Annotated in this window: 13 protein-coding genes; 7 read left to right on the top strand and 6 right to left on the bottom strand. The window is 50.1% G+C overall.

Annotated features, from left to right (window positions below; all coding sequences use genetic code 11):
- Window positions 1-279: 279 nt before the first annotated feature.
- Both ABWH99_RS15040 and ABWH99_RS15035 read left to right on the top strand, forming a co-directional pair.
- On the top strand, window positions 280-1,107 hold the full coding sequence (locus tag ABWH99_RS15040) for a S1 RNA-binding domain-containing protein (protein WP_375582669.1): 828 nt from the start codon (window positions 280-282) through the stop codon (window positions 1,105-1,107).
- A gap of 166 nt (window positions 1,108-1,273) precedes the next feature.
- Window positions 1,274-2,197: an ROK family protein gene (locus ABWH99_RS15035; RefSeq protein WP_375582668.1), complete on the top strand. Its 924-nt coding sequence runs from the start codon at window positions 1,274-1,276 to the stop codon at window positions 2,195-2,197.
- Here the strand turns inward: ABWH99_RS15035 and ABWH99_RS15030 are convergent.
- From ABWH99_RS15030 to ABWH99_RS15010, 5 genes are all read right to left on the bottom strand, one after another.
- Complete coding sequence (locus tag ABWH99_RS15030; protein WP_375582667.1) at window positions 2,187-2,576, bottom strand: hypothetical protein; 390 nt, start codon at window positions 2,574-2,576, stop codon at window positions 2,187-2,189. The two genes, ABWH99_RS15035 and ABWH99_RS15030, sit on opposite strands and share 11 nt — an antisense overlap.
- 93 nt (window positions 2,577-2,669) lie before the next feature.
- Window positions 2,670-4,955 (bottom strand): hypothetical protein, encoded by a 2,286-nt coding sequence (locus ABWH99_RS15025; RefSeq protein ID WP_375582666.1) that lies wholly within the window; start codon window positions 4,953-4,955, stop codon window positions 2,670-2,672.
- Complete coding sequence (locus ABWH99_RS15020; protein WP_375582665.1) at window positions 4,939-8,895, bottom strand: heparinase II/III family protein; 3,957 nt, start codon at window positions 8,893-8,895, stop codon at window positions 4,939-4,941. The genes ABWH99_RS15025 and ABWH99_RS15020 overlap by 17 nt, the downstream gene beginning before the upstream one ends.
- Before the next feature lie 198 nt (window positions 8,896-9,093).
- Entirely contained in the window at window positions 9,094-11,508 is a 2,415-nt protein-coding gene (locus tag ABWH99_RS15015; protein ID WP_375582664.1) for a TonB-dependent receptor plug domain-containing protein, read from the bottom strand.
- A 242-nt stretch (window positions 11,509-11,750) separates the two neighbouring features.
- Entirely contained in the window at window positions 11,751-12,299 is a 549-nt protein-coding gene (locus tag ABWH99_RS15010) for a hypothetical protein (protein WP_375582663.1), read from the bottom strand.
- Window positions 12,300-12,598: 299 nt separating this feature from the next.
- On the opposite strand from ABWH99_RS15010, the gene ABWH99_RS15005 reads away from it, so the two are divergent.
- The 5 genes from ABWH99_RS15005 to ABWH99_RS14985 all read left to right on the top strand — a co-directional run bounded on the left by ABWH99_RS15005 (window position 12,599) and on the right by ABWH99_RS14985 (window position 21,066).
- Window positions 12,599-14,506, top strand: a complete 1,908-nt coding sequence (locus ABWH99_RS15005) for a hypothetical protein (protein ID WP_375582662.1) — start codon at window positions 12,599-12,601, stop codon at window positions 14,504-14,506.
- Window positions 14,507-14,559: 53 nt separating this feature from the next.
- Window positions 14,560-15,654 carry a PKD domain-containing protein gene (locus ABWH99_RS15000; protein ID WP_375582661.1) on the top strand — a complete coding sequence of 365 codons (1,095 nt, stop codon included), beginning with the start codon at window positions 14,560-14,562 and terminating at the stop codon, window positions 15,652-15,654.
- A gap of 90 nt (window positions 15,655-15,744) precedes the next feature.
- Window positions 15,745-16,755, top strand: a complete 1,011-nt coding sequence (locus tag ABWH99_RS14995; protein ID WP_375582660.1) for a Gfo/Idh/MocA family protein — start codon at window positions 15,745-15,747, stop codon at window positions 16,753-16,755.
- A gap of 13 nt (window positions 16,756-16,768) precedes the next feature.
- Complete coding sequence (locus ABWH99_RS14990; RefSeq protein WP_375582659.1) at window positions 16,769-17,803, top strand: Gfo/Idh/MocA family protein; 1,035 nt, start codon at window positions 16,769-16,771, stop codon at window positions 17,801-17,803.
- Window positions 17,804-17,859: 56 nt separating this feature from the next.
- Window positions 17,860-21,066: a PAS domain-containing protein gene (locus tag ABWH99_RS14985; RefSeq protein ID WP_375582658.1), complete on the top strand. Its 3,207-nt coding sequence runs from the start codon at window positions 17,860-17,862 to the stop codon at window positions 21,064-21,066.
- Between the two features lie 104 nt (window positions 21,067-21,170).
- Here ABWH99_RS14985 and ABWH99_RS14980 read toward each other — a convergent pair whose 3' ends face one another.
- Complete coding sequence (locus ABWH99_RS14980) at window positions 21,171-22,640, bottom strand: Gfo/Idh/MocA family protein (protein ID WP_375582657.1); 1,470 nt, start codon at window positions 22,638-22,640, stop codon at window positions 21,171-21,173.
- Between the last annotated feature and the right edge of the window lie 82 nt (window positions 22,641-22,722).

Raw genomic sequence — 22,722 nt, 5'->3', positions numbered from 1 at the left:
TGTACGGAACACAAAGAAAACCAAAATAAGTTTACATTTGGTTTTGAGGGTAAAAATTATCGGACTTTTAAAGAATTTGAATTGATTTTTCAGAAAACGGTGTGCAATACCTGCCGGTTTTTCGTTTCTGTCCGTTTGCCTGAGTTATTGAGCTCCTTTTGGGAATAGGCTGCCGGCATGGGCTCGTTCGACCATAGGGCAGGTGGCGTTGGAATTCGCTAAAATGACTACATTTGTGCGGTGATCCACGGCATCCGCCGGTGGTGTAAAACAGAAAGTATGAAAGAATTAGGACTAATCAGCACCCTTCCCATTAACCGTTTTACCGAGAACGGTGCCTATTTGCAGCTGAGTGATTCTGCCGAAGTATTGCTGCCAAAACGCTACCTCAAGGGGGACGAAAAGGAGGGAGATGAAGTAGAGGTCTTTGTATATACCGATAGCGAAGACCGCCCCGTGGCGGTAACCGACCGCCCCCTGGCACTGCTTGATCAGTTTGCGGTGATGGAAGTCAAGGATTTGACACCGATCGGTGCTTTTTTGGATTGGGGATTGGAGAAGGACCTTTTCCTTCCAAATTCGGAAATGCGTGAGAAAGTCAGGAAGGGTGATCGGGTATTGGCCATGGTTTGCCTGGATCACCGGACCAATCGCCTTGTAGGGGTATCCAAATACGAGGATTTTTTACTGTCGGATACCAGTAAGTTTGCCGTAGGACAGGAAGTAGAGGCACTGGTTTTTGATCGGACAGCGCTCGGCTACAAGGTGTTGATACAGGATTTTTACGAGGGACTGATTTACGAAAACGAGGTTTTTCAGCCAGTTGAAATCGGGGAATTGGTTCGGGCTTTTGTTAAAAAGCTGCGGGCCGATGGAAAGATTGACCTTCAACTCAGTCCAGTGGGAAGACAAAAATACGAAGAAGGGGCGGACTACATTCTTCGAAGGGTACAGGAGAGCGGTTTTCTTCCACTATCGGACAAATCCGACCCGGAACAGATCCGGGAAGAATTAGGCATGAGTAAGAAGCAGTTCAAGCAGTGTATCGGTCAATTGTACAAGAAGAAAAAAATCCTCATCAAAGAAGATGGGATTTATTCGGTTTGAAACCAACAAAGGCTTTATTTTTCCCATTCCTGCTTCTGTTTCGAGAAATTCACGGAAAAACCATTATTTTTACCCGATGGCTTTAGGCCGGTTTTGCCCGGAGTTCGCAGACGAGCGGTCGTTTTTCGGGCCCTAACAATAAACAACTACTTGATTCGCAGATACTATGGATAAAACAACGGAAAACTTTTTAGGCATAGACGTAGGGGGCACGCATGTAAAAATTGGACTGGTGGATACCAAGGGCCAAATCCTTCAGTTTGCAAAAGAGGCCACCGCTTCCCTTCGCGATCACCCCTCGGGGTTTAACCTGGCATTTGTAGAGGTGGTGGGAAAATACCTGGCAAAGTTTCCCGAAGTGCGCCACGTAGGAATTGGCCTGCCCGGATTGGTCAGCAAGGACCGGACCACGACCCTGGAAATTCCTGCCATCTCTGAGTTAAATGGATTCAATTTGAAAAATGCGTTGATTGAAAAATACCCGGAGATCATCTTCCACCTGGAAAACGATGCCAGCGCGGCAGCAGTAGGGGAGTTGCATTTTGGAAAAGGACAGACCTCTGAGGATTACCTGTTCATCACTCTGGGAACCGGTATTGGCAGTGCATTGATATTGGATGGGGAAGTGTTTAAAGGAGTTCGGGGCAATGCCATGGAAATGGGGCACATGCTATCGAGAGGAAACAGCCGTTTGGAACCCCTGATTGGACGAAATGGTATCCTAAAAATCGCAGCCCGAATGCTGGACGCATTTCCTGATGAGGCGGGAAAATTGGCTGAAGAGGAGTTGGGCATGCATGTATTGGTCGGAGCTGCTGGAGAAGGCAACCCGGTCGCACTTAAAACATTCGCCGAAGTGGGAGAAATCCTCGGAGAAGCCATCGTTTCTACCGTTCGTATTCTGGATGTCAACGAGATCTATTTTGGCGGGGGAATATCTGCAGCGCTGCCCTACATCATGCCTTCAATGGACAAAACGGTTCACCAATATTTGAGTCCCTACTACTTATCCGATATAAAGATGCAACGGGCTACGCTCGAAAACGACGCGGGAACCTTGGGTGCAGCCGCACTCTGTTTCATGGATTGAGATAGGTGATCGTGACTTCACTTACTTTACTCACGGCATTAAGGCGAAAAAGGACCTTCAGGGGTTCTTTTTCTGGTTTTAATCCACATTCATCCGAAGGCTCCAAAAAGTAAATGAAGAAGCTCTGGCTCTTGTCTACCAACACCACCCGGTCTGGCCGGCCAAAGGTCTTGATGAGTTCCTGGTTGTAACTGGCCAGAAAACTGTTCTTTATTTCACGTAGTTCCTCCAGGTCCTGGATGCGCAAGCCCAGACAACCGTTGCGGTCTTTTTTCCAATTTGAAATATCGATGGACCCTGTATCGAGCTTGCTGGTGCAAGCAATTACGAGTGACAACAGGCAAAAGAAAAAAAAGATGCGCAAGGTTGCGTTTTTCATGCGTATGATTTGACGGTGGTCTTGATCAGGAACTCAAATTTACCCGGAATGTTTGACTTAGCCCCAGGATCTGAGGAATTATTCGTCCTCTTTTCAATTTATCTGTAGCGGGCGGTATCCGGAGAGCTGGAAGGATTTCCCGCCGTATTGCAGGACTACTTCCCGATCGGTTTCCACCGCCTGTACAATGCCTTGTTCAAGTTGCAGGATAAACAGGCAGGGTTTGTCGAAAACTACCTCCGCTGTTCCGTCCCCATCCAGGTCCATGGATTTCCCTTTGCCTCCGGCTAGTTTATCTCCGATATAATGGAATGCTCCAACCCGTCCCAGGGGCGTTTCAAATCCGTTTTCCGTCCACCGGAATCCCTGCCTCAGCGCAGTGGCATCCAGTTCCCCGGGCTTTTTAGGATATACCAGCAGGTCGGTTGACGTTTCGTTCGTTTCAAACCGAAGAGGTTTCAGCCAGCCATAGGTACTTTGTATGGATCGGGCGGTAGTATCGATCCGAAGGTCCTCATTTAAGCCAATAAAGTACTGCCGGTCTCCCCGATCGGAATACCCGGTAAAGGCCATGTCGTCGGTAATTTGGGTGAGGAGTGGGCGCCCGTCGTTTTCAAGTAGTGGGACGGTGAGACCAAAGGGAATGTTCTGGGCACTTTTCAGCCGGGTTACCAGCAGCGTTGGCGTCAGTATAAACTCCTGACTAAAAAAAGGTCCCCCTCTTCCGGTCACGTAGCTGTAATGAATGGTAAATCGCACCAATAAGGGATGGACGAAGTGTACTTCTGCCTCTCCCTGGTAATTGGCGGGCAGGTCTGCGAGCCGCACCCAATGCCCGCGTTCCATCCATTCCGGTCCGAAGGAAACTCCAGACTGGGGACGGTACCGATCCACCCGGTCACCGCTACTGGTAATCAGGTCAAAAGTATTGCCCCTTTTCAGGTCGTGCTCTCCATCGGCAGGCCCCAGTCGTCCGTCCCAGCCCTCCCGGATCAGGCGAACGGCACCCAGGGGTGTCCAGCTCAGGCCGTATTTTGGGACGCTCGCCCCACGAAGATTCACCATCACCTGAAAGCCGGCAGCATTGGCAAAAAAGGCACCAAAGCGATCATCTGTTTCAAAGGCGTATCCTCCGATTTCTGCCGGGCTGGGAACTTCCGGTATGTCAGATTGCCGGGTTAGGTAGGCCTCGGCCAGGTGCTGTACGATGGCACCGGTGTAATTTCCCCATTGGCTGGCCGGCTGGTACCCAATTCGATCACCGGGTTCAAAATGATTTTTCGTAATGAAAAACGAACCCTTCCAGGGTGTATCGCTGCGCTGCCATCTCAAAATACTTTTAAAGGCCAGGTTAGCCGCCCGTCGGTATTGGCCGGCCAACCGTGCGTTTCCTTGCTTCCAGGCTTCCTCTGCCATTGTCTCAAAAGCCAACTGGTACAGCACATCGTTGAATATGTGGTTATCTGTCCGCCCATTGGGGGGAGCCTGTCCATCCGGTGCCTGCATAAAAAGACTGGTATGCGTACCGTTCTTCACTGCTGTCAGAATTTCGGCGGAGGAGGGACCGTCGTATCCCTCCATGGCAAGGCCTATCAAATTCCCCCTTCCCACCGCTTCTACTGCCAGCGATTGCGGATCGCTACTCCAATCCTGGTATAAGTTCCATCGGTCGTTTACGATACGTATCCGTTGGCTGTACTGATTCCAGGCTTTTTCTATAAATTCGGTAGCGTAGCTTTTCTCAGCCAAGCCCTTTTTGGCCCGGCTCCATTCGCCTTTCATGGCATAGGTCCGCCAATTATTGATACGGCCATCAAAATTTTGCAATACGGCACGCAAAGGTGTTTCCATTCTCCTTTTCCATTCCTCGTATTGTTGTTCAGGGATGTGATTCTTATAGCTATCCAATGCATGGGTCAGGGGGCTAATAAAAAATTCCCCGTGCTCATCCGGAATGGATTTTGTCCCTTTCGAGAAATTCAGTGTGCTGTGCTCCATTGCCATTATTCCTGCTTCTTTTAGGTCGCTTCCTACCCCGGCATCCAACAAGACCCCAACGGCAAACGCGAAATAAGGCGTGCTGTATTGGTGTTCCCGCTGCAGGTAGGGGTCAATGATGGCTCCGGAGCTGTCTTGCTGCGCCGACATGACAGCACAGGCAGCCTCAATGACCTCCAACAGGTTTTCCCTTGCCACATCGGTTTCCTCCCAGGTGGATTGGCGGAGGTGAAAAGCATGATGTACAGGTATCTGGGCCAAACCTGGATATGCAGCACCTATACTACCTGCCAGCAGCAGCAAAAAGCATAAGAAACGTATCCGGCGGGGTGGAAATCTATCTACGGAAGTCATGGGATGCATGTTATTTTGGTAATTCATACGTGATGGTTTCTTCGGTGCCCTCATAGATGACGGTAAGGCGTATTTTCCGGGAACCCACCCGGGGATTTCCCTGGAGATGTGCGGTTATCTTTGGAAGATTGCCTTGAAAGGGAACAAGTAGCGAAAGAAAGCGTGCTCCGCTGGACCGGTTTTCCAGTTTCTTTCGGAAGGAAAAAGCTGCTCGTGGTTCTTTTTTGGTATAGACAAAGGATACCTGCCCTTCTGCCTCTTCCAGGCGTAGCCCCTGCTGGCCCAAAGACCGGATTTGTAGGTTGTATCCGTTGTCAAATTGAGTGGTTGCTGTCAGATTTTTCTTATCTAAACGTACCGGGCCGGGAGCCAATTGAAAATTAAGGTCAAGCGTTCCGACAGCCTTGCCAATGGCCTCATCGATAAGGATAAAAAAGGAATGATCAAAAAAGATGACAGCGCGTCGGTGTGCGAGTCCCTCGTAATTTTGATTTTCTACGACCAATAGATCGTGTTTATCACCAGGCTGCCATAGGAGCAAGCGCGGGGCATAGGCAATGTTTTCCCCGTCAAGGGTAAGCGTTTGATGCACCCGGCTTTGTCGAAACCAGGCACGCCCTTCCGGATCTCCGCTATAGATAAAACTTCCCGAGTCGGGAGTGAGGTTTCTTCCACCAGCGTACAGTTCGAAGGTCCCGTTATCCGGCTGGCTGTGACCGCCCCCGTTGGGTCCGCATTTCAGCACCAGGCAAATGGCTTCCGGGTCCCAACTGCTCCGCATGGAATAGAGCCCGCTCTGCGGAAAGGCAAAAGCAGTCGCCGCAGGTTTCTCTCCTTCTTGACCTTCTGTCGCTATGTATTGAAAATCAGGTCGGTCAAACATTGCTGCCCATTCTTCCAGCCGATCGTAATACTGCCCCGGGTTTCCGGTCCAGGCATCGCCAAACTGCGGCGTGGTACCGTCTGGAAAGGCTAGTTTCATGGGGACTTCGGCCATTTTTTCGATCATGGACAGGTAGGCATCTGTAAACAAATGGCTTTTTCCGTTCATTTCGGCAAGCTTATAGGTCCGTAAAAACCAGCCAATGCTGCCCATGTGGTAGCCGAAGGCCAGTTCCCGTTGGTGCCCGTCCGCATATACTTGGCGATGAATTTCTGTGTTGAGCCGGCGAATTGCCTCATTCAACCATTTGTCTGCTTCTTTAAATTCGGGGAAGGTGATCGCAATAAATGCCAATCCCTCTGCTTCCATTAAGGCCCAGTTGCTCCCCTTGCTGTATTGGGTCATGAGAAAATCGGCATGTTCGTGCAGTGCAGCCAAAAAGCTGAGCAGAACTTCTGGCGTAAAATAGGGGGAGTCGATAAAATAGTGGAAACTATTGGTCCAACGGTGTCCCCTGATCCCTGTTTCGATGGATCTCCAGGCATAGCGATGGTCTTCGTCTCTCGGGTTTTTTTCCACCCAGTCCATCAGTTGACTGGCCCATTCCCGAGCGTATTTCTCGTCTCCCGTTTGCCGATAGGCCTTACCCATGGCATCCCAAAATGTCATACGATTCAACTGCCAGACCCATTCGTTATCGGCAACCGGTCGGCTGGCCCAGTCAATGTCTTCACCTACGAAAAAAGGAGGGTAGGCGGGTTGCCCTACCATGCGATGGGCCAGGGCATTTTGAGCGATTTCCAGTTCTTTTTCGGTGGCCCGGATGGCTGGATCGGTGCGAATCTGGTGGCCAAGGGGGTGGTTTACCTCGCGTCTTCCCCGGAAATGGTGCAGCATGCGTCGGGCAGCAAGGATTGGGTTTTCCGTCGGCTGTATACCCTGTACCCAGGGGCTGGATTCGAATTCTAGAAGAGCGTAGATTTTTTCGAAATTTTGGTAAAACGCATTCGTGGATTTTCCATGCGGCAGGTCGGCCTTATTGTCTTCCGCCAGGTTGTATCCCAGCCTGCCATGATTTCCCTCGAGAATGCGGCTCCCATTTTCGCCATTGGTTCGATAGACGTTTTCTCTAGCTTCGTACTCCTGCACTCCGTCTAGCCAATTGTCTAAAAACAATCCGTGCCGGTCGTTTCCTTCCAGCAGGTTGTTTTCGATCTGAACGGCGCTGCTTTCTGTCAGGTGGATGCCATGAAGTTTGTTTCTCGCGGATTCATTTCCGGTGAGCATTACTTCTTTGCTAAATGAAAGATGGATGCCACTGCCCCAGGGCGAGTTGCTGAAGCGGCCTTCACTGATTGTCGCCTTCCTGATTCTCGAAAGGTGGAGGTTGTGATGGAGCCCCCTTCCCGGTACCACATTGGATCCGTTATCACTGAAGTCACACCGGATTATTTCTACATCTTCGGCACCCTGGATGGAAACACCGTGTTTGGTGAAGTTCCGAACGGAAAGGTGCTCTAGCCGAATGTTTCGGAGTTGGCCTTCGCTATTGGCAGAAAAAACCAACCCCTCCCTCCGCAAAGCGGATTGCCGGGCACGGTGTCTCCGTCCCTGGTTGGGGTCCGTTCCGGGGTCGACTGATTCGGCCCCTTCGATCAGCAGGTGCCGGATGACCACATCCCGTATGTCCGGAGTGCTGTTGGCAACCGTCAACCCTGATTTTCCAGCTTGCAGAATCAACACGGTTGCTGCTCCCATACCTTCCAAATGCACCCCGCCGGGCACCAGAAGGGTTTCTTCCAACTGGTAAACTCCTTCTTGCAACCAAACTTTTCTGCCGGTACCGGACGTTTCATCAAGTGCCATTTGAATGGACTCGCCGGGCCGTACGATCAGGTCTCCCGCTTTCGGATTCCAGTCGAGGTTTTCCGTCGCTCCGGTTTGGAGGCGGGCATTGGCCAGTGGGGGAGGAGCGGAGTCGGAAGCAATCTGTGGAACAGGCGCTCTGTTCGCAACTAAAAAGTACCAAGAAGAAGTTGGCCGGGTATGCTGAACGGCCAGCTCCGTATAGGGCATGTGAGTATTTTTTAAGTGCGTGTAATGGTGGTAGACCGATTCGTACACATCCCGGAATGCTCCTCTTCCTCTTGGGGAAATGGTTCCGTATGCGGGAACTTCTTCTCCCAGCATGTATTTAGCGGTGTATTCAAAGCCCAATGCAAGTCGCTGGTCTGCCACGCGATAAAAATCCATGCCCTGCGTCCAGGCTACCTGTGCTGCCTTGGCCAATTCTCCAAGGCCCAGTTGCACATGCGGCCAATCCCTGGTGGACTCCTGTATCTGACCGTTGGGGTAGATGTACTTGGTAATGCCCCCATTGTTCGGCCCCCAAAAGAAACGTTCGGCGGCTCGTTGAAACAGCTCCGGACGATCGGTGAAAATACCCAAACAGAGCATGGTATTGATCATGGCAGCGTCCCAGTTTCCGTTTGCTTCCGTAAAGAAGTCTTGGATGTAGGGGTAGTAAACGGTGAGCATCATCCGCTCAAATTCCTTGCTATCCTCTTCCTTCCATCCATCGTAGGTATGCTTTATCAATTCGGCAGCGTTAAGGAAATGTTGTCCCGTAAGGGCAACGAGCAACTTGGCATCGTTTTCATCAAAATCCCATAACCTTTCGGACCAGGCATCCAGTATTGAAATGGTTTTTTCCGCGTGCTCCCGGTTTTCGGTGATGTACCATAACAAGGCATGCCGGTAGGCTTCCATGGCGCTAGCGGACAGCTCGCGATGCCCCTGCCCCTGTCGTCCATAGGATCCCCTCACCACGTGGGTAAAGGGTTCTGGCTGAAATTCCAGGGAAGCTTCCTCCTGCAAGCGCTCGAAAGCGGCTCGCCATTTTGGGTCGCCAGAGGCTATTTTTGCCTTCATGTAATCCAGATCCTCCTGATTTTGTAATAAGCCCGGATGGGTAAAATGCCGGGGAAAAACCAGGGGAGGAGGTGCAGTAGCTTCCGTCTGGGAGACCGATGAAAATGCAGGTAAAAGCAATACCAATAGAAACGCAGAAAGGTTCATGCTCATCCGTAGGTTGGGTTTAGGGTCAATTCACCTGCCTAAAAGTAAGCAGTTCGCTTTAGAAATGCTAAAGATAGGTCTGCCTGGGGAATCGATCCATCACCTATGCCGACGCGCAATCCGATAGTTGGACGGGGCTGCAGGGATTCGGAAATGAGGTTTATGGAAATTCACGTTCTACTATCCAGCGTTTCGCGTGGCCGCTTAATAGACCTCCAGTAATAACTCTGCATGACCGACTTTTCCATTTTCGGAAATGCCTTCGGCAATTACCCGGTACAAACTGCTCCGGTCGGCGGTAAAAAACCGGAGGGTAGCGGTGCCATTTTCGTTGGTTTCGACCGTTGGATTCCAGTAGATGGTGCTTCGCAAATCGGTAATTTCTGGCCGTGAATTCCCTTCATACCTGGGTGAATAAAACTGTCGGGTTTTACTAAAACCGCCCACCCGTTGAACGATGATGTGGTCGCCGGTGTCTGGTTCTCCCATCTCGGTCGGTCCTCTATGGCTGAAAAAGGCGATTACTCCGCCGCCTCCTCTTCCACCGTAGATGGCAGTGTTGCCGGGGCTTTTTAGAATCTCTACCCTGCTGATATCAAATTGATTGATGCTTTGCAGCATGCTTTCATCCACGGGTATCCCGTCCCATAGGTAGAGGGGGGAGCCTTGTCCCCGGATGACGGCCCGGAATTGATTCGGTCCGGAACGGTACACTTGCAGACCAGCTACCCTTCCCTGCAAGGCTTCAAGGATATTGCCCGATGGGGCTACAGGCAACTGGTTGGACTCGAGTACGACATCTGCATCTCGGTGTAGGGCAAAAGGACGAGAGATTTCGGCCCGACCTTCCACGACCACTTCTTCCAGAAGTACGTCGCCCAATTCAAGAGCACCGATTTCGGTTTCCATACCCTGAAAAAGAGCGGTGCCCGGTGTTCGATTTTCCCGATTTATACGATCAGCGGAAGGGCCCATGTACCCAGGTTGGATGTGGGGGAGGTAGGGTTTCTGATCGATGGATACGTTTACATTTCGGGTTCTCCCACGTGCGTCGTTTCCCTGTACCAATACGTCGATGGAATCATTGAAATGGAACCCCTCGAATGCGAAATTCCCCTTTTCATCGGTTTCGGTGGTTAAAAATGTCTGGTATTTATCCTTAAGGAAAAGTACGACATCGCCATTTTCAATGGGATTCCCGTTGTCGGCTGCCAGATTTCCGCTGATACGAATATCCAGTTCGGGGGCGTGGGAGATGGTAGGAAAATCGTTTTCGAGGATTTTTTTCCAGGTGAACTTTCTCCATCCCTGCGTCATCATGAGCAGGTCCAGGGCCACCTTCCGGTTTTGGTTGTGGGGGTTGAAATAGTAGCCCGGAGATTCGATGCTGCCCCTAAGGTCCGAAGATAGTAACAGGTAAGATTGGATATTGCTGTCATTTGCGTCTTTCTCGGCCAGTTGATCGTCAGTTACTGACAGGGAAAACCCGGCCGCAAGGGGATTGCCCTGCGGGTCTCGCGCATCAATTTCAATAACTACCTCCTGCCGACGCTCAAACTGTTCCTGGTTTGACCGAATACGTACGTCTATCTGGTCCTCATGGTTCACAAATACCAATCGTTCGGCAAGCGGTTCCCCGGTAGATTTGGCCAGAGTAAGGCGCACGATACCGGTTGGAAAAGTCGACTTGGGGATTTCCAGAATGCTTTTTTCGTTCGCCGGCAAATAGAATTCCTGGACGTAGTGCAATTGGTCCCGAGCGATTCCGGTTAGCAAAAGGCTTTCACCCCCAGGCACATTGCTGGACGTGGTAACGATTATCAGTTCCTCCTTGTAGTCAATCCCCAAACCATGTCCCAGAGCAGCAATATCCGGAAGGGGATACTCCCCGGAAAACCCATTGTCAAACGCAACCCGTGCCACATAGGTTTTTGAACGGTCGGGCGTAAGCCTGAAATACCCCATACCGCCGTGGCTGGTTCGAATTTCGGCCAATTTTGATCCGGAATCATCGTATATTGCACCCGATACAGGGACTCCTAGCCCATTGGCGTTGGTGGCCTTGAAGGCCACTTTTCCGGAAATACCGTGCACCAGATCTCCTCCCTCCGGAAAAAACTGAAAATCCGGAGTGCCGAGTGCTCCTACTTCAGCCTTCGCTGGCGGTGCGTCCGGCGACCAGATGTACAGATCTTTTTTGAAGAAATATTCCTCGCCGAAGTTTTTCATCCAATTGGTATACGCAACCATGGTGTATCTGCCCTCTGGCAAGTCGGCGGGAATCGACAAATCTCCTCTGGCCCCTCCTTTTGCTACGTCTAACCGGAGCTTTTTCACCAATGTATTGTTCTCATCAAGCAAGTCGACATACAGTACTTTACTTTTCGCGTCGGGCGTTAAATTCGAGGACTGCACCAGGTAGCCTTTAAGCCAGATAACCTCCCCCGCCATGTAATACGGTTTGTCCAGGTGGAGGTAAACCTTTTCGGGAGCATAATTGATTCTCCAAACCGATAGGTTGGTTTTCATTTTTTCCACTATCGGGTTGTTCCGAAGGAGCCAGGCCGATAGACCCAAAAAAACGAAGGTGCATACGATTGCAGTCTTAAGATGATTCATTGGTCTCGAAATTTTGGTAAAGAAAGCTGCGGTTAGGTGGAGGCCGAGTCTGTCAAGCAAGCATTTTGCCTGGAAAGGCAACGATTTTTCTTTTCTACATCAATTATTGGGCCATAGGTGCTCATTTTTTTGTACCGTCAACGGGGCCTTCGTTTCGGACCCTCCTCCCTTGCGAATTAGTCAGATAGGATAGGGGTCTCTTTCCTTAAATTCGGCTTTTATGCTGGATCTTTTTGAGCAGATCACTCCGAGTTTCTGGCACGCTGGATCAGGTCGTTGGCAGCAGGGTTTTCACGGGGTTTATTCAGGTTTGTCAGGAAGCTTTCCGAACCTTGATACACAAAACCATCTTGTTCTCGATTTAATTTGTTCAACAGCCGCCCGATTTCTTCCGGACTTTTTTCCATACCATCCTTCGGACTTTCCGAGCGCTTGTTCAGCAAGGGCGCAGCGTAGATGGCGTGTACATCCAATTGATCCGGAGATAGCAAAGCATACACCATTGCAAATTGATCGTCAATTTCATTATACGTATCGGTATCAATCACCGCCTGTACCTTTCCGGTCGGGGTTGCAATCGGTCGAGACGAAACTGCTCGCTCAGAGAAGGATACGTTTGGGCATTTCCTGGCGAAATCGACCGCATGAATATCAACGCCATAAAGACAGTCTTTTTTCTTGGCAGGGTTTGCAAAACGGAAGGTTTCATAGCGGTGTTGGGAAAATGGCGACGGTAGCAACAGGTTTTTTGTTACCAGAGAAAAAGTAAAACTATTCGGATTATACGCCAACTTTTTACACGCTTGCCGCTCGGCATGTGATTAATAAAGATGATCCACCCGGAATGGCCGATCGACGCACGGGAGTTGGCTTTCGTGTTCCGGGAAATTTTGCATACTTCGTTTTTGGCCGAATTGCCAATCGGTAGCGTATAAGCAGTTACGTCGGTTTTTGCCAGCCCGCTTTTTCCCTAAGAAAAGACCAAAACGAATTCAATGCCGATGCCTGACTTACTTGCAGGATCGCTTTCCAATTGATTTTAATTTACTGGTATATTTTAGTATCTTCCGTTTCCCAAAATTTTACAACGATGAATTCTTTGCTAAGAGATGGTTTGTTTTTTTCGTTACTAATGATTTCTACCGAAGTTTTTTCGCAGACCGATTCGATGGCGCTCAAATCCATCCCTTACGGTACTGCGGCTCCTCCTCCGGAATGGGCCTTGTTGCAGCGACAGTTGATGGACGCCTTGTATCCGGCGGCGATGGAATTTGTGGAGAAGTACACCCATACGGACGGAACGATAAAGTGGCGGACGGAATGGCCCGGGATGGATGGATCGGACGATGGCTACGAAAGTTTCTACAATTTTCCGCTGTATTATGCACTGGGCGGTCCGGAGGAGATGGATGCCCTTTCCCGAAAACTATGGGAGGGAGTAACCCGGCAATTCACCGCATACGGGCAAATCGTTAATGAATTCGACGCGGGATACGACTGGATGCATCATGGCGAAGCATACACAAATTTTTATTTTTTTGGCCTGGCAGATCCTACGGACAAAAAGATGAGGGATCGGGCGCTTGCATTTGCGGAGCTGTATTTTGATGACGGCACCGATCGCTCAAATTTTGACAGTTCGCTGAAGATTATTCGCTCCCCGCTCAATGGTAGCCTGGGGCCCAGAATGGTGAATACGGCGGAAGATTGGGTCACTCATCGGCCGATTTTGTCCAACTATCCGCTGCCTTACGACGACATTCCCACGGTGAATTCCGGGAAGGACTGGAATAATGACGACAAATTTGCCTTGATCCTGGAAGCACTAAACGAACGGATGATGAAAGGGGATGTTCCACTTAATTTGGCAGCCACCAGTTTGATGCTAAATGCCTTTATGTACACGGGAGATGAACGGTACAAAGCCTGGGTGCTGGATTACGTCAGCGCCTGGATGGAACGGGTGGAGGAAAATGGGGGCATCATTCCGGATAACGTGGGACTATCCGGAAAGATTGGCGAGCACATGAATGGCAATTGGTGGGGAGGATACTACGGATGGAAATGGCCGCATGGCGTGCGAAATAAACTGGAAGCGACCACCATAGGTGCATCCAATGCCTATCTGGTATCGGGAGATGACCGCTACCTCGCCCTGCCCAATTCGGTGATTGAGGCCATAGGGAAAGAGGCAAGGGTAGAGAATGGCAAGAAACTGTTGCCTCACCGGTACGATCAGCGGGGCTGGTACGACTTTAGGCCCTTGCAAGCCATGTACCCTACCCATATTTGGTACATGTCTCGAAAAAAGGAGGATTGGGAACGGGTGCTGGAACTGGTAGACCCAAAGGAAATGCGGCATCTCAATTACCTGAAAGGCAAAGGAGAGGAACGAAATACGGCTACCTGGATCGGCTACATTGCAGGAGAAGTCCCATCCTATCCGGTAGATATCTTGCGCGCAACCTACCGGGAAATGCAAAACCGCTTGGAACGTATTCGGAAAGATACCACTACTCCGGATCAGCAAGACGTGCACCACTGGCTGAACCTCAATCCAGTAATCCTGGAAGGGCTGGTGCAAACGATGCTTGGAGCTCCCAACCATATTTACCATGGAGGACTGTTACACACCTCTGTTCGTTATTTTGACCCGGTGAAAAAGCGATCCGGTATTCCTTCGGATATGGCAGCATTGGTAGAACAAATTACCGAGGCCGGCATTTCCCTGACGCTGGTCAACCTGCATCCTACCGAGCGTAGAAAAATAATCGTTCAGGGAGGCATGTTTGGAGAGCATCACATCAACCGGGTAAACCAAATTGAGGTGTATCCCTATCAATTTGATACAGTTGATCGCCACTATTTTCAGGCCGTTTTGGGTCCCGGGGCCGTGGTAAAATTGGAGCTGGAAATGACCCGATTTAAACATGCTCCCAGCTATGCCTTCCCCTGGCACGGGGACAAAATCCCCGTCACCGAAAAAACCTACGATTAATGGTGGCTTTGCAAAAATTTCTTCCGTGGGTCCGGATCGTAACGTTGTGGCTTTTGACCGCACCGCTGGTTTGCGCGCAGGCAATCGACGCACCCGGTCCAGCGACTGCGCGTGACGGGCGCGTGTTCCAGATTTACCAGTTCACCCCGGAGACCATGCCTCACATCGATGGAAAAAACTCGGATTGGGACCGGGTACCTGCCGCGTACAGGTGTGGAACCGCCGAACTCAACGATACCGAAGACGGCCATGGAACGGACATCGACACCAACGATATTGATGTGCAGGTTACCCTGGGCTGGGTAAAGGGCCTGAACCGGCTGTATGTCTTGTACGAGGCTTACGATGATTTTTGGGATTTCGAGCGGTTTAACCCCGAAGGATACCTGAACGATATTTTTGAGTTGGTGGTGGATGGTGACCTGTCGGGAGGGCCGTTTATTTACAACCCTCTGGTACCCGAGGCCAGAAAATGGGGAGCAAGTGCTGCCCATGTTCGAAACCATTTGGCGTTTAGTGGATACCATGCGCAGAATTATCATATTTTTACACCGCCTGTACGTGGAAGCTGGACATTGATTTGGGGTTCTCAACCCTGGATTGCCACGTTTCCCTATGCCCATCGGGCGTATTCGTTCGACGGCCGGCAAGGAGAAGCGGGGAAACTGACCCTGGAGTTTTGGGTCACGCCCTATGATTATGCACCCGTGGATGGACCGGAGTTGGCTAAAGAGTCGCGCCTGGTAGAAAACAAACTGATTGGCTTGTCCTGGTCGGTGTTGGATTTTGACGGGGGCAAACGGGACGGGCATTACAATTTGTCCCATGATACCCGAATGGTGGCCAATGCCTCGTATCTCTGTGCATTCCGATTGATGCCACTGGAAAGGGATCAGGTACCGGATTTTAGGGCAGATTGGTCTTTTTCCCTGATCGAGAACCGAGAGCAGACGGTAGCCTTTCGGGACGAATCCGTAGGCGATATTGAGTCCTGGTACTGGGATTTTGGCAATGGAGATTTTTCTACCGAGCAACACCCGCTGTATCAGTATCCGGAATCCGGCGTGCACTACAATGTAACCCTGGAAATAACCGGCGCTGGAAAATCAGACAAGAAGACCCGTTTTTGGGAAGTAATGATTCCCTAGGGATTTTGAATTGGATTGATTTGCCGGTGAAAAAAAATCAACATGTTCGAACGGTACGTGTATTTAAAAAATTTTCCTAAGTTTAACCCCATGAAGTTTATTCAGGATAATGAAGTAAGGTGGGGCGTCCTTGGTGTGGGAGCTGTATGTGAGAAAAAAAGTGCACCCGCCATGCAGAAAGTGCCGGGATCTCGCTTGGTAGCCGTTATGCGTAGAAACGAAGAAAAAGCGAAAGACTATGCCGAACGCCACGGCGTTCCTCGCTGGTACGGGGATGCAGATGCCCTGATTGGAGATCCCGAGGTGAATGCGATTTACATTGCCACGCCACCCGATGCCCATCTGGAGTTAACAAAGAAAGCGGCGGCAGCGGGTAAGCCGGTTTATGTGGAAAAACCCATGGCCAGAAACTACGCAGAGTGTCAGGAGATGATCCAGGTCTGCAAAGAAGCAGGCGTGCCATTATATGTAGCCTATTACCGGCGAACCCTGCCGAATTTTCTGGCAGTAAAACAATTGGTAACCGACGGTCAGATAGGAGATCCCCGGTATGTGAGCATTACGATCAATCAGCCCCGGCATCCCGACCTGAAGGAGGATACGGCTGCCAATTGGCGTATCAATCCGGAGATAGCGGGAGGAGGATATTTTTTCGATCTGGGTTCCCATCAATTGGACTACCTGGATTACCTGTTTGGTCCGATTGCCGAGGTATATGGAATCGCCGCAAATCAGGCAGGCTACTATCCGGCAGAAGACATCGTTTTCGCTTCTTTTCGATTTGAAAGTGGTGTTTTAGGTTCGGGCAACTGGTGTTTTACCACTGGTGAATCGTCAAAAGAAGACGAAATCAAAATCATTGGCAGTTCGGGCGAAATACGTTTTCCATGTTTTTGGGGCACTTCGGTGCACTTACGAAAGGATGGAGAGGAGGCGCAGGAGCTTTCCTTTGATATGCCTGAAAATATCCAGTACTTTCTCATAGAATCCATCGTAGCCGAACTCCTGGGGAGAGAAAACGCCTGTCCGAGTACGGGGGAATCGGCAGCCCGCACCAACTGGGTAATGGAGGAAATGACCAAGCAATTTTATAAACACTAACCGATAGATTAGCATGACTCAAAAAAGACCCTTGGGGTTCGGAATTATCGGGACCGGTGCCATTGCCGGCATGCACGCGGCCGCTATCAATGCCTGTGAGGACAGTCAACTGGTAGCCGTGTGTAGTTCGAGTTCGGCACGGGCGAAAGAAGCCGCTAAAAAATTCGAGGTACCTGCAGATGCTGACTGGCAGGCATTTTTGTCCCGGGAGGGCCTGGACGTGGTGTGCATCTGTACCCATAGCGGAAACCACCTGGAGCCGGCCATTGCAGCAGCAAAAGCGGGAAAGCATATTTTACTTGAAAAGCCCATTGAAGTTAATTTGGACCGGGCCGATGCCCTGATTAGGGCCTGTACCGATTCTGGGGTAAAATTGGGCGTTATTTTTCAGAACCGATTGAAGCCCGGCTACTTGCAGCTAAAAGAAGCCGTACGATCCGGAAAAATTGGAAAGCTTTTGATGGGTACCGCAGCCATCAACTGGTATCGCGATCCATCCTATTACAGCAGCAGTAGCTGGAAAGGTACAAAAGAGGGAGACGGAGGGGCTGCCTTAATCAATCAGGGAGTACATACCATCGACTTGCTCTTGGACATCATGGGTGATGCGGCGGATGTTTTCGGGCAGGTGCGTACCATGGTGCATGCGATTGAGGGTGAAGATACCGCCGCAGCGATCGTTAATTTTAAAAATGGAGCCTTGGGCACAATTACCGGCGGTACCTCCCTGTATCCCGGAAATCCGGAGCGATTGGAGATCTATGGAGAAAAAGGTACGATTATCCTGGAAGGTGGCAAGGTAGTGGTTTATGCTATCAAAGGAGAGGAGTCTGTTCCGCCACCCGAATCTGAAATCGGAGGTAGCGGGGCATCGGATCCCATGGCGATCGATTACAAACTCCATCAGGGGCAGGTGAAGGATATGGTGGAAGCGATCCGCAATGATCGTTCTCCGATGGTAACAGGGGAGGATGCCAGGAGGTCATTGGCCTTAATTTTAGGTATTTATCGTTCTTCCGAAGAAAACAGAAAGGTACATCTAGACTAATCTCAGCTTCGCTTCTGTGACTGGTCCGCTTGGATTACTTATCGTTTGAATTTTTTATGGAATCAGAAAAAAAGCAGCAGGTTGAAAAGTTTCTGGACAGCTATGGTATTTTAAACAGCAATCCGGAGAGAGAATTCGACACGATCTCACAGGTAGCTGCCGTGTTGTTCGAAGCACCAATGGCATCGATTACTGTTTGGTCAGGTAACTGGCAGTTTATAAAGTCTCAAATAGGATTGGAATCGGCGGCAATTACCGATGGTGAATGTTTGTCCCCATTCGTAATGAACGCTTCGGAAGGAGGTTTGTTGGTAGCAGACGCGCGGGAGGACTTGCGTTTCCGGGAAAATCCGCTGGTTACCGGAAAGCCATCCATCGTCTTTTTTGCAGGAGTGCCGATTTACACACCGGAAGGACATCCCCTGGGCGCTCTGTGTGTATTCGATCACAAGCCGCGGAGCATGGAGCGGGATAAGCTTCACGCGCTTAATGTCCTCGGCACCCAGGTTACCCGGATTTTGGAATTAAGAAAAAGCCATCAAAATCTAAGTACCGTAAAAGATAGCCTGGAAATTGAAACCCGACGCCTTAACAATATTCTGGATGCCACGCAGGTAGGAACCTGGGAATGGGACATGGCCGCGGACAAGGTAATCGTGAATGCCCGATACGCCGAAATGGTCGGTTATGACCTGGAGGAACTGGGTCCTTTTACCATGGACACCTGGTACAGCTTGGTTCATCCGGAGGACCGATCGATCTCGGATAAGATTTTGGAGGAGTGTTTTGCCAGGAAGAGGGACTATTACAGCGTAGAGTGCAGACTAGTTCATAAAAAGGGGCATTATGTTTGGATAAATGACCGGGGTAGGGTTACCAAATGGTCGGAAGATGGCAAACCCTTGATGATGTCAGGTACCCATACCGACATCACGGAACGTAAAATGAGGGAAATTCAGTTTCAATCCATTTCGGATAATATTCCCGGGGTCGTGTACCGCTACAGTCGTTATGCAGATGGCAGGGATGCCCTCGAAATGGTGAGCAACGGTGCTGCTCGATTGTGGGGGTTTTCGGCAGAGATGGCCATGAAAAACAATCGGTTGATTTGGGACCGATACCATCCGGAAGACATAGAGAAGCATTTGGAAACGATCCGCTTTTCACAAGAAAACCTCAGCTTCTGGATGCACGAGTGGCGATACCTACACCCCGACGGGAGTCTGCGCTGGCACAAAGGCACCGGGAATCCCAGCAAGCGGGAGGATGGTAGTGTCGTTTGGGATTCGGTAATATTGGACATCACCGAGCGAAAAATTGTAGAGAAAGCACTGAAGCATAGTGAAAAACGATTCAGGGCGCTGGTGCAGGGGGGAGCGGACCTCACCGCAATCTTGTCGGCGGACTCGCGGTACCTATACGTCAGTCCCAATTATCCAAGGTGTCTGGGCTATCGGGAAGAAGAGTTGCTGGGAAAGGAAGCCGCTGCCTATTTTCATCCAGAGGATAAAGACCGAATATTCGCCGATTTTGCTGATTTACCGAGAAAGAAACGCGTCAAATCCAACCCTTATCGCTACAAGCGAAAAGACGGTTCCTGGTGTTGGCTACAAAGCGTAGCGACAGACCTGTTAGCCGATGAGGCTGTACAGGGAATCGTGATCAACAGTGTGGAAATAACGGATTTGATCCAGGTGCAGGAACGATTGGAACAAAGCGAAGCCCGTTACCGCGGGTTTTATGAATCCCAAACCAACTACGTCATCCGAACGGACCTAAAAGGAAACCTTACCTATGCCAATCCTAAATTTATTGAAGATTATGGCTGGTTGTACCCGGAGAGCATGCCGCTGGAAAACAGCTACCGTTCGTTCGTTCTGGATCAGGACCGGCAGAAGGTGGCGCAGTCGATTAGTGAAAGCGTGGCCTTGCCTGATAGGGTAAAGATTGTAGAGATGGCCAATCCCAAGAAGGAAGGGGGGATGTTACATACCCTCTGGGAATTGATATGTCTTCCAGATGCCAAGGGCCGGCCGGGAGAAATGCAGTGGATCGGGATCAATATCACGGGCCGCATTTCCATGGAAAATGCGTTAAAGAAAAGCAATGAACGCTTTGAGAAAATCGCTGAGGCAACCAACGATGCCATTTGGGATTACGATGTGGAAAAAGATAACCTATTTTGGGGGAAAGGTTTTCATACCTTATTTGGGTACGACCTGGAAACGACCACTCCCAGTATGAAACTACTGGTGGAGTTGATCCATCCGGAAGATCGGGAACGAATAGCGAATAAAATCCAAGCGTTTAAGCAAAGCAAATCCTTAACCAATTGGTTTGAAGAATACCGATTTTTGCGGAGTGACGGTTTTTTCGCTTTTGTAATGGATCGCGCGATTTTTATTCGAAATAAGCAAGGTCGGGTGACGCGCGTAGTAGGTGCGATGACCGATATCACGTACAGAAAGGAATACGAAGAATCTCTGGAAGCAATGAATCAGCAAATGGTACAGCATGCCCGCGAGCTGGAGCGCTCCAACCTGGAGCTGGAGCAGTTTGCCTACGTGGCCTCTCACGACCTTCAGGAGCCCTTGCGGATGATTAGTAACTTCATGGGACTACTGGAGCGAAAATACGGATCCCAGTTGGATCAAAAGGCCCACCAGTACATTCAGTTTGCCGTGGATGGGGCAAAGCGAATGAAACAAATCATATTAGATCTGCTGGAATATTCAAGAATAGGAAAAAGTGAGGACAAATTGAAGTTGATTGCTACCCGGGAGATCGTGGATGAAGTGTGTTTGTTGCAGAAAAGAGTTATCAAGGAAAGTGGTGCAACCATCCACTGCGAATCACTGCCTGCAATTGTTTCGTTCCGGATACCCCTCCTGCAGGTATTTCAAAATCTTATTGGGAATGCGTTGAAATATCGTTCTCCCGGCCAATCGCCCGAAATTCACATTCACGCAGAAGTGGAAGGGGATTTTTGGAAGTTCTTTGTCCGTGACAATGGAATAGGCATTGACCCGGCCTATCACGAGAAAATCTTTATCATCTTTAACCGACTGCACACTAAGAAAGAATACCCTGGTACCGGGATGGGACTGGCGATTGTGAAGAAAATCATTGATAGTCTGGGGGGTGAAATAGGCTTGGAATCGGCACCCGGTAAAGGGAGTATGTTCTACTTTACCCTGCCACGCGTTTCGGGAAACATACCCGGTTTGGGATATCAGGGTAAAGGAAGTAATGGTTCCCGGTAAAATCGGGGCTATTCTCTCTGAACAAGGTAGGCCAGGCAGCCGGAATTAAAAAAAACCCTGAAGTACGATATCCTTCAGGGTTTTCCGTCTGTGCCTGTCCGATACTAAACTTGAGGTAGTTCGAAACCGGAACGATAGGACTTACTTACAAACTGGTTGGCGGGTTCGAAATTGGTCACCTTCATATTTTTGCCATCCCAGAGTAGTTTGATATCCCTGGCTGGGTAATTGTAGCCGTTTCCTTCCGACTTAGGCTCCCGGTAATCGTAGCTACGAATGGCCAGATTGCCCATCAGAACAGATTCGGTGAGCGGTCCGGCAATGGAAAACGGAGAGCTGAGCTCCTTGTATTCTTTGCTTCCATGGCCCGCAATACATGCATTTACCCACTGTGCGTAATGCCCGCCGATGGCACCTTCCACGCGGGGTAGGGTGGGAGCCACGTTCACGCTTTCGTTGATCGAAGTTGGCAATAGTTTGGGGTCGATTCCGTAAGTAGAGCACATCATTTTCCCGCGGGTTCCTTCGATGATAACACCGTTTCCACCGTCTCCCATTTGTTCATTGGGACCGAGTTCCTCGGGTCTGCTAGGTTTGATGCCTCCATCCATCCAATGAAATTCCAGGTCTTTGCCCGCCGGTCTTTTGAAGCGAAGCGTGATATGCGAAGAGGGGGGACAGCTTTTTGGAAAGTATCCCTGGGTAAATTCTCCGGTATACACGGACCCTACACTGCACTCAGCTTCTGTTGGGTATCCCAAATCAAGGGTTCGGAACGCCGGCTCCATGATGTGGCAGGCCATATCGCCCAGTGCTCCCGTTCCAAATTCCCACCAGCCTCTCCAGTTAAACGGATGAAGGTTTTCTACATATCCTTTTTCCTCTGCTGTACCGAGCCACAAATCCCAATCCAGGTTTTTGGGCGCTTTTTTTCCGGATTCCCCAGGCCAGGGCACCCCTTGCGGCCAAACGGGACGGTTGGTCCAGCAGTAAACCTTGGTAGCTTCCCCGATTAACCCTGCGGCATACCATTCCCGCATCTGCCGAACGCCATCACCGGAAGCGCCCTGATTTCCCATTTGGGTGACCAGTTTGTATTTTTCTGCGGCCTCTGTCAGCATTCGAGCTTCCTGTATGGTATGGGTGAGGGGTTTTTGTACGTACACATGTTTCCCCATTTTCATCGCCGTAAGCGCCTGAACGGCATGATTGTGATCCGGCGTGGATACCGAAACGGCATCGATGGAATCCCCTTCTTTTTCCAGCATCAGCCGGAAATCCTTGTAAAATTTGGCTTTTGGGTAGGCCTCTATGCTACGCGACGCTCTTTCCGTGTCCACGTCACACAAGGCGACGATGTCGGCATTGCCGCTTTCATAAAAACTTCGGATATCGCTGTATCCTTTCCCTCCTGCACCAATACCGGCTATCCGGAGTTTGTCACTCGGAGCCTTAAAACCCGGCCCTCCCAGTACATGGCGGGGGACAATGTAAAATCCGGCGACCGCCGTAGCGGATGTTTTAAGGAAATTCCTTCTGGAATTACCCTCCTCGGGTGTATTGTTTTTTTTCATTGCATGTTTTTTGGTTATACGAATGGTCTAAAATAAAAATTATTGCTGAAACATTTGAAGAATTCTTCTTTTTATACAGGTC

The sequence above is a fragment of the Cyclobacterium xiamenense genome (assembly GCF_042140265.1).
Lineage (GTDB): Bacteria > Bacteroidota > Bacteroidia > Cytophagales > Cyclobacteriaceae > Cyclobacterium > Cyclobacterium xiamenense_A.
Note: the sequence above shows the minus strand (reverse complement) of the source record. Positions and strands in the feature narration are given on the sequence as shown.

What these genes read in the sequence shown, in the direction of transcription:
- ABWH99_RS15025 (WP_375582666.1), bottom strand. Translation starts at nt 4,955, where the DNA reads ATGAATTACCAAAATAACATGCATCCCATGACTTCCGTAGATAGATTT.
- ABWH99_RS15020 (WP_375582665.1), bottom strand. Translation starts at nt 8,895, where the DNA reads ATGAGCATGAACCTTTCTGCGTTTCTATTGGTATTGCTTTTACCTGCA.
- ABWH99_RS15005 (WP_375582662.1), top strand. Translation starts at nt 12,599, where the DNA reads ATGAATTCTTTGCTAAGAGATGGTTTGTTTTTTTCGTTACTAATGATT.
- ABWH99_RS15035 (WP_375582668.1), top strand. Translation starts at nt 1,274, where the DNA reads ATGGATAAAACAACGGAAAACTTTTTAGGCATAGACGTAGGGGGCACG.
- ABWH99_RS14995 (WP_375582660.1), top strand. Translation starts at nt 15,745, where the DNA reads ATGAAGTTTATTCAGGATAATGAAGTAAGGTGGGGCGTCCTTGGTGTG.
- ABWH99_RS15015 (WP_375582664.1), bottom strand. Translation starts at nt 11,508, where the DNA reads ATGAATCATCTTAAGACTGCAATCGTATGCACCTTCGTTTTTTTGGGT.
- ABWH99_RS14985 (WP_375582658.1), top strand. Translation starts at nt 17,860, where the DNA reads ATGGAATCAGAAAAAAAGCAGCAGGTTGAAAAGTTTCTGGACAGCTAT.
- ABWH99_RS15040 (WP_375582669.1), top strand. Translation starts at nt 280, where the DNA reads ATGAAAGAATTAGGACTAATCAGCACCCTTCCCATTAACCGTTTTACC.
- ABWH99_RS14980 (WP_375582657.1), bottom strand. Translation starts at nt 22,640, where the DNA reads ATGAAAAAAAACAATACACCCGAGGAGGGTAATTCCAGAAGGAATTTC.
- ABWH99_RS15030 (WP_375582667.1), bottom strand. Translation starts at nt 2,576, where the DNA reads ATGAAAAACGCAACCTTGCGCATCTTTTTTTTCTTTTGCCTGTTGTCA.
- ABWH99_RS14990 (WP_375582659.1), top strand. Translation starts at nt 16,769, where the DNA reads ATGACTCAAAAAAGACCCTTGGGGTTCGGAATTATCGGGACCGGTGCC.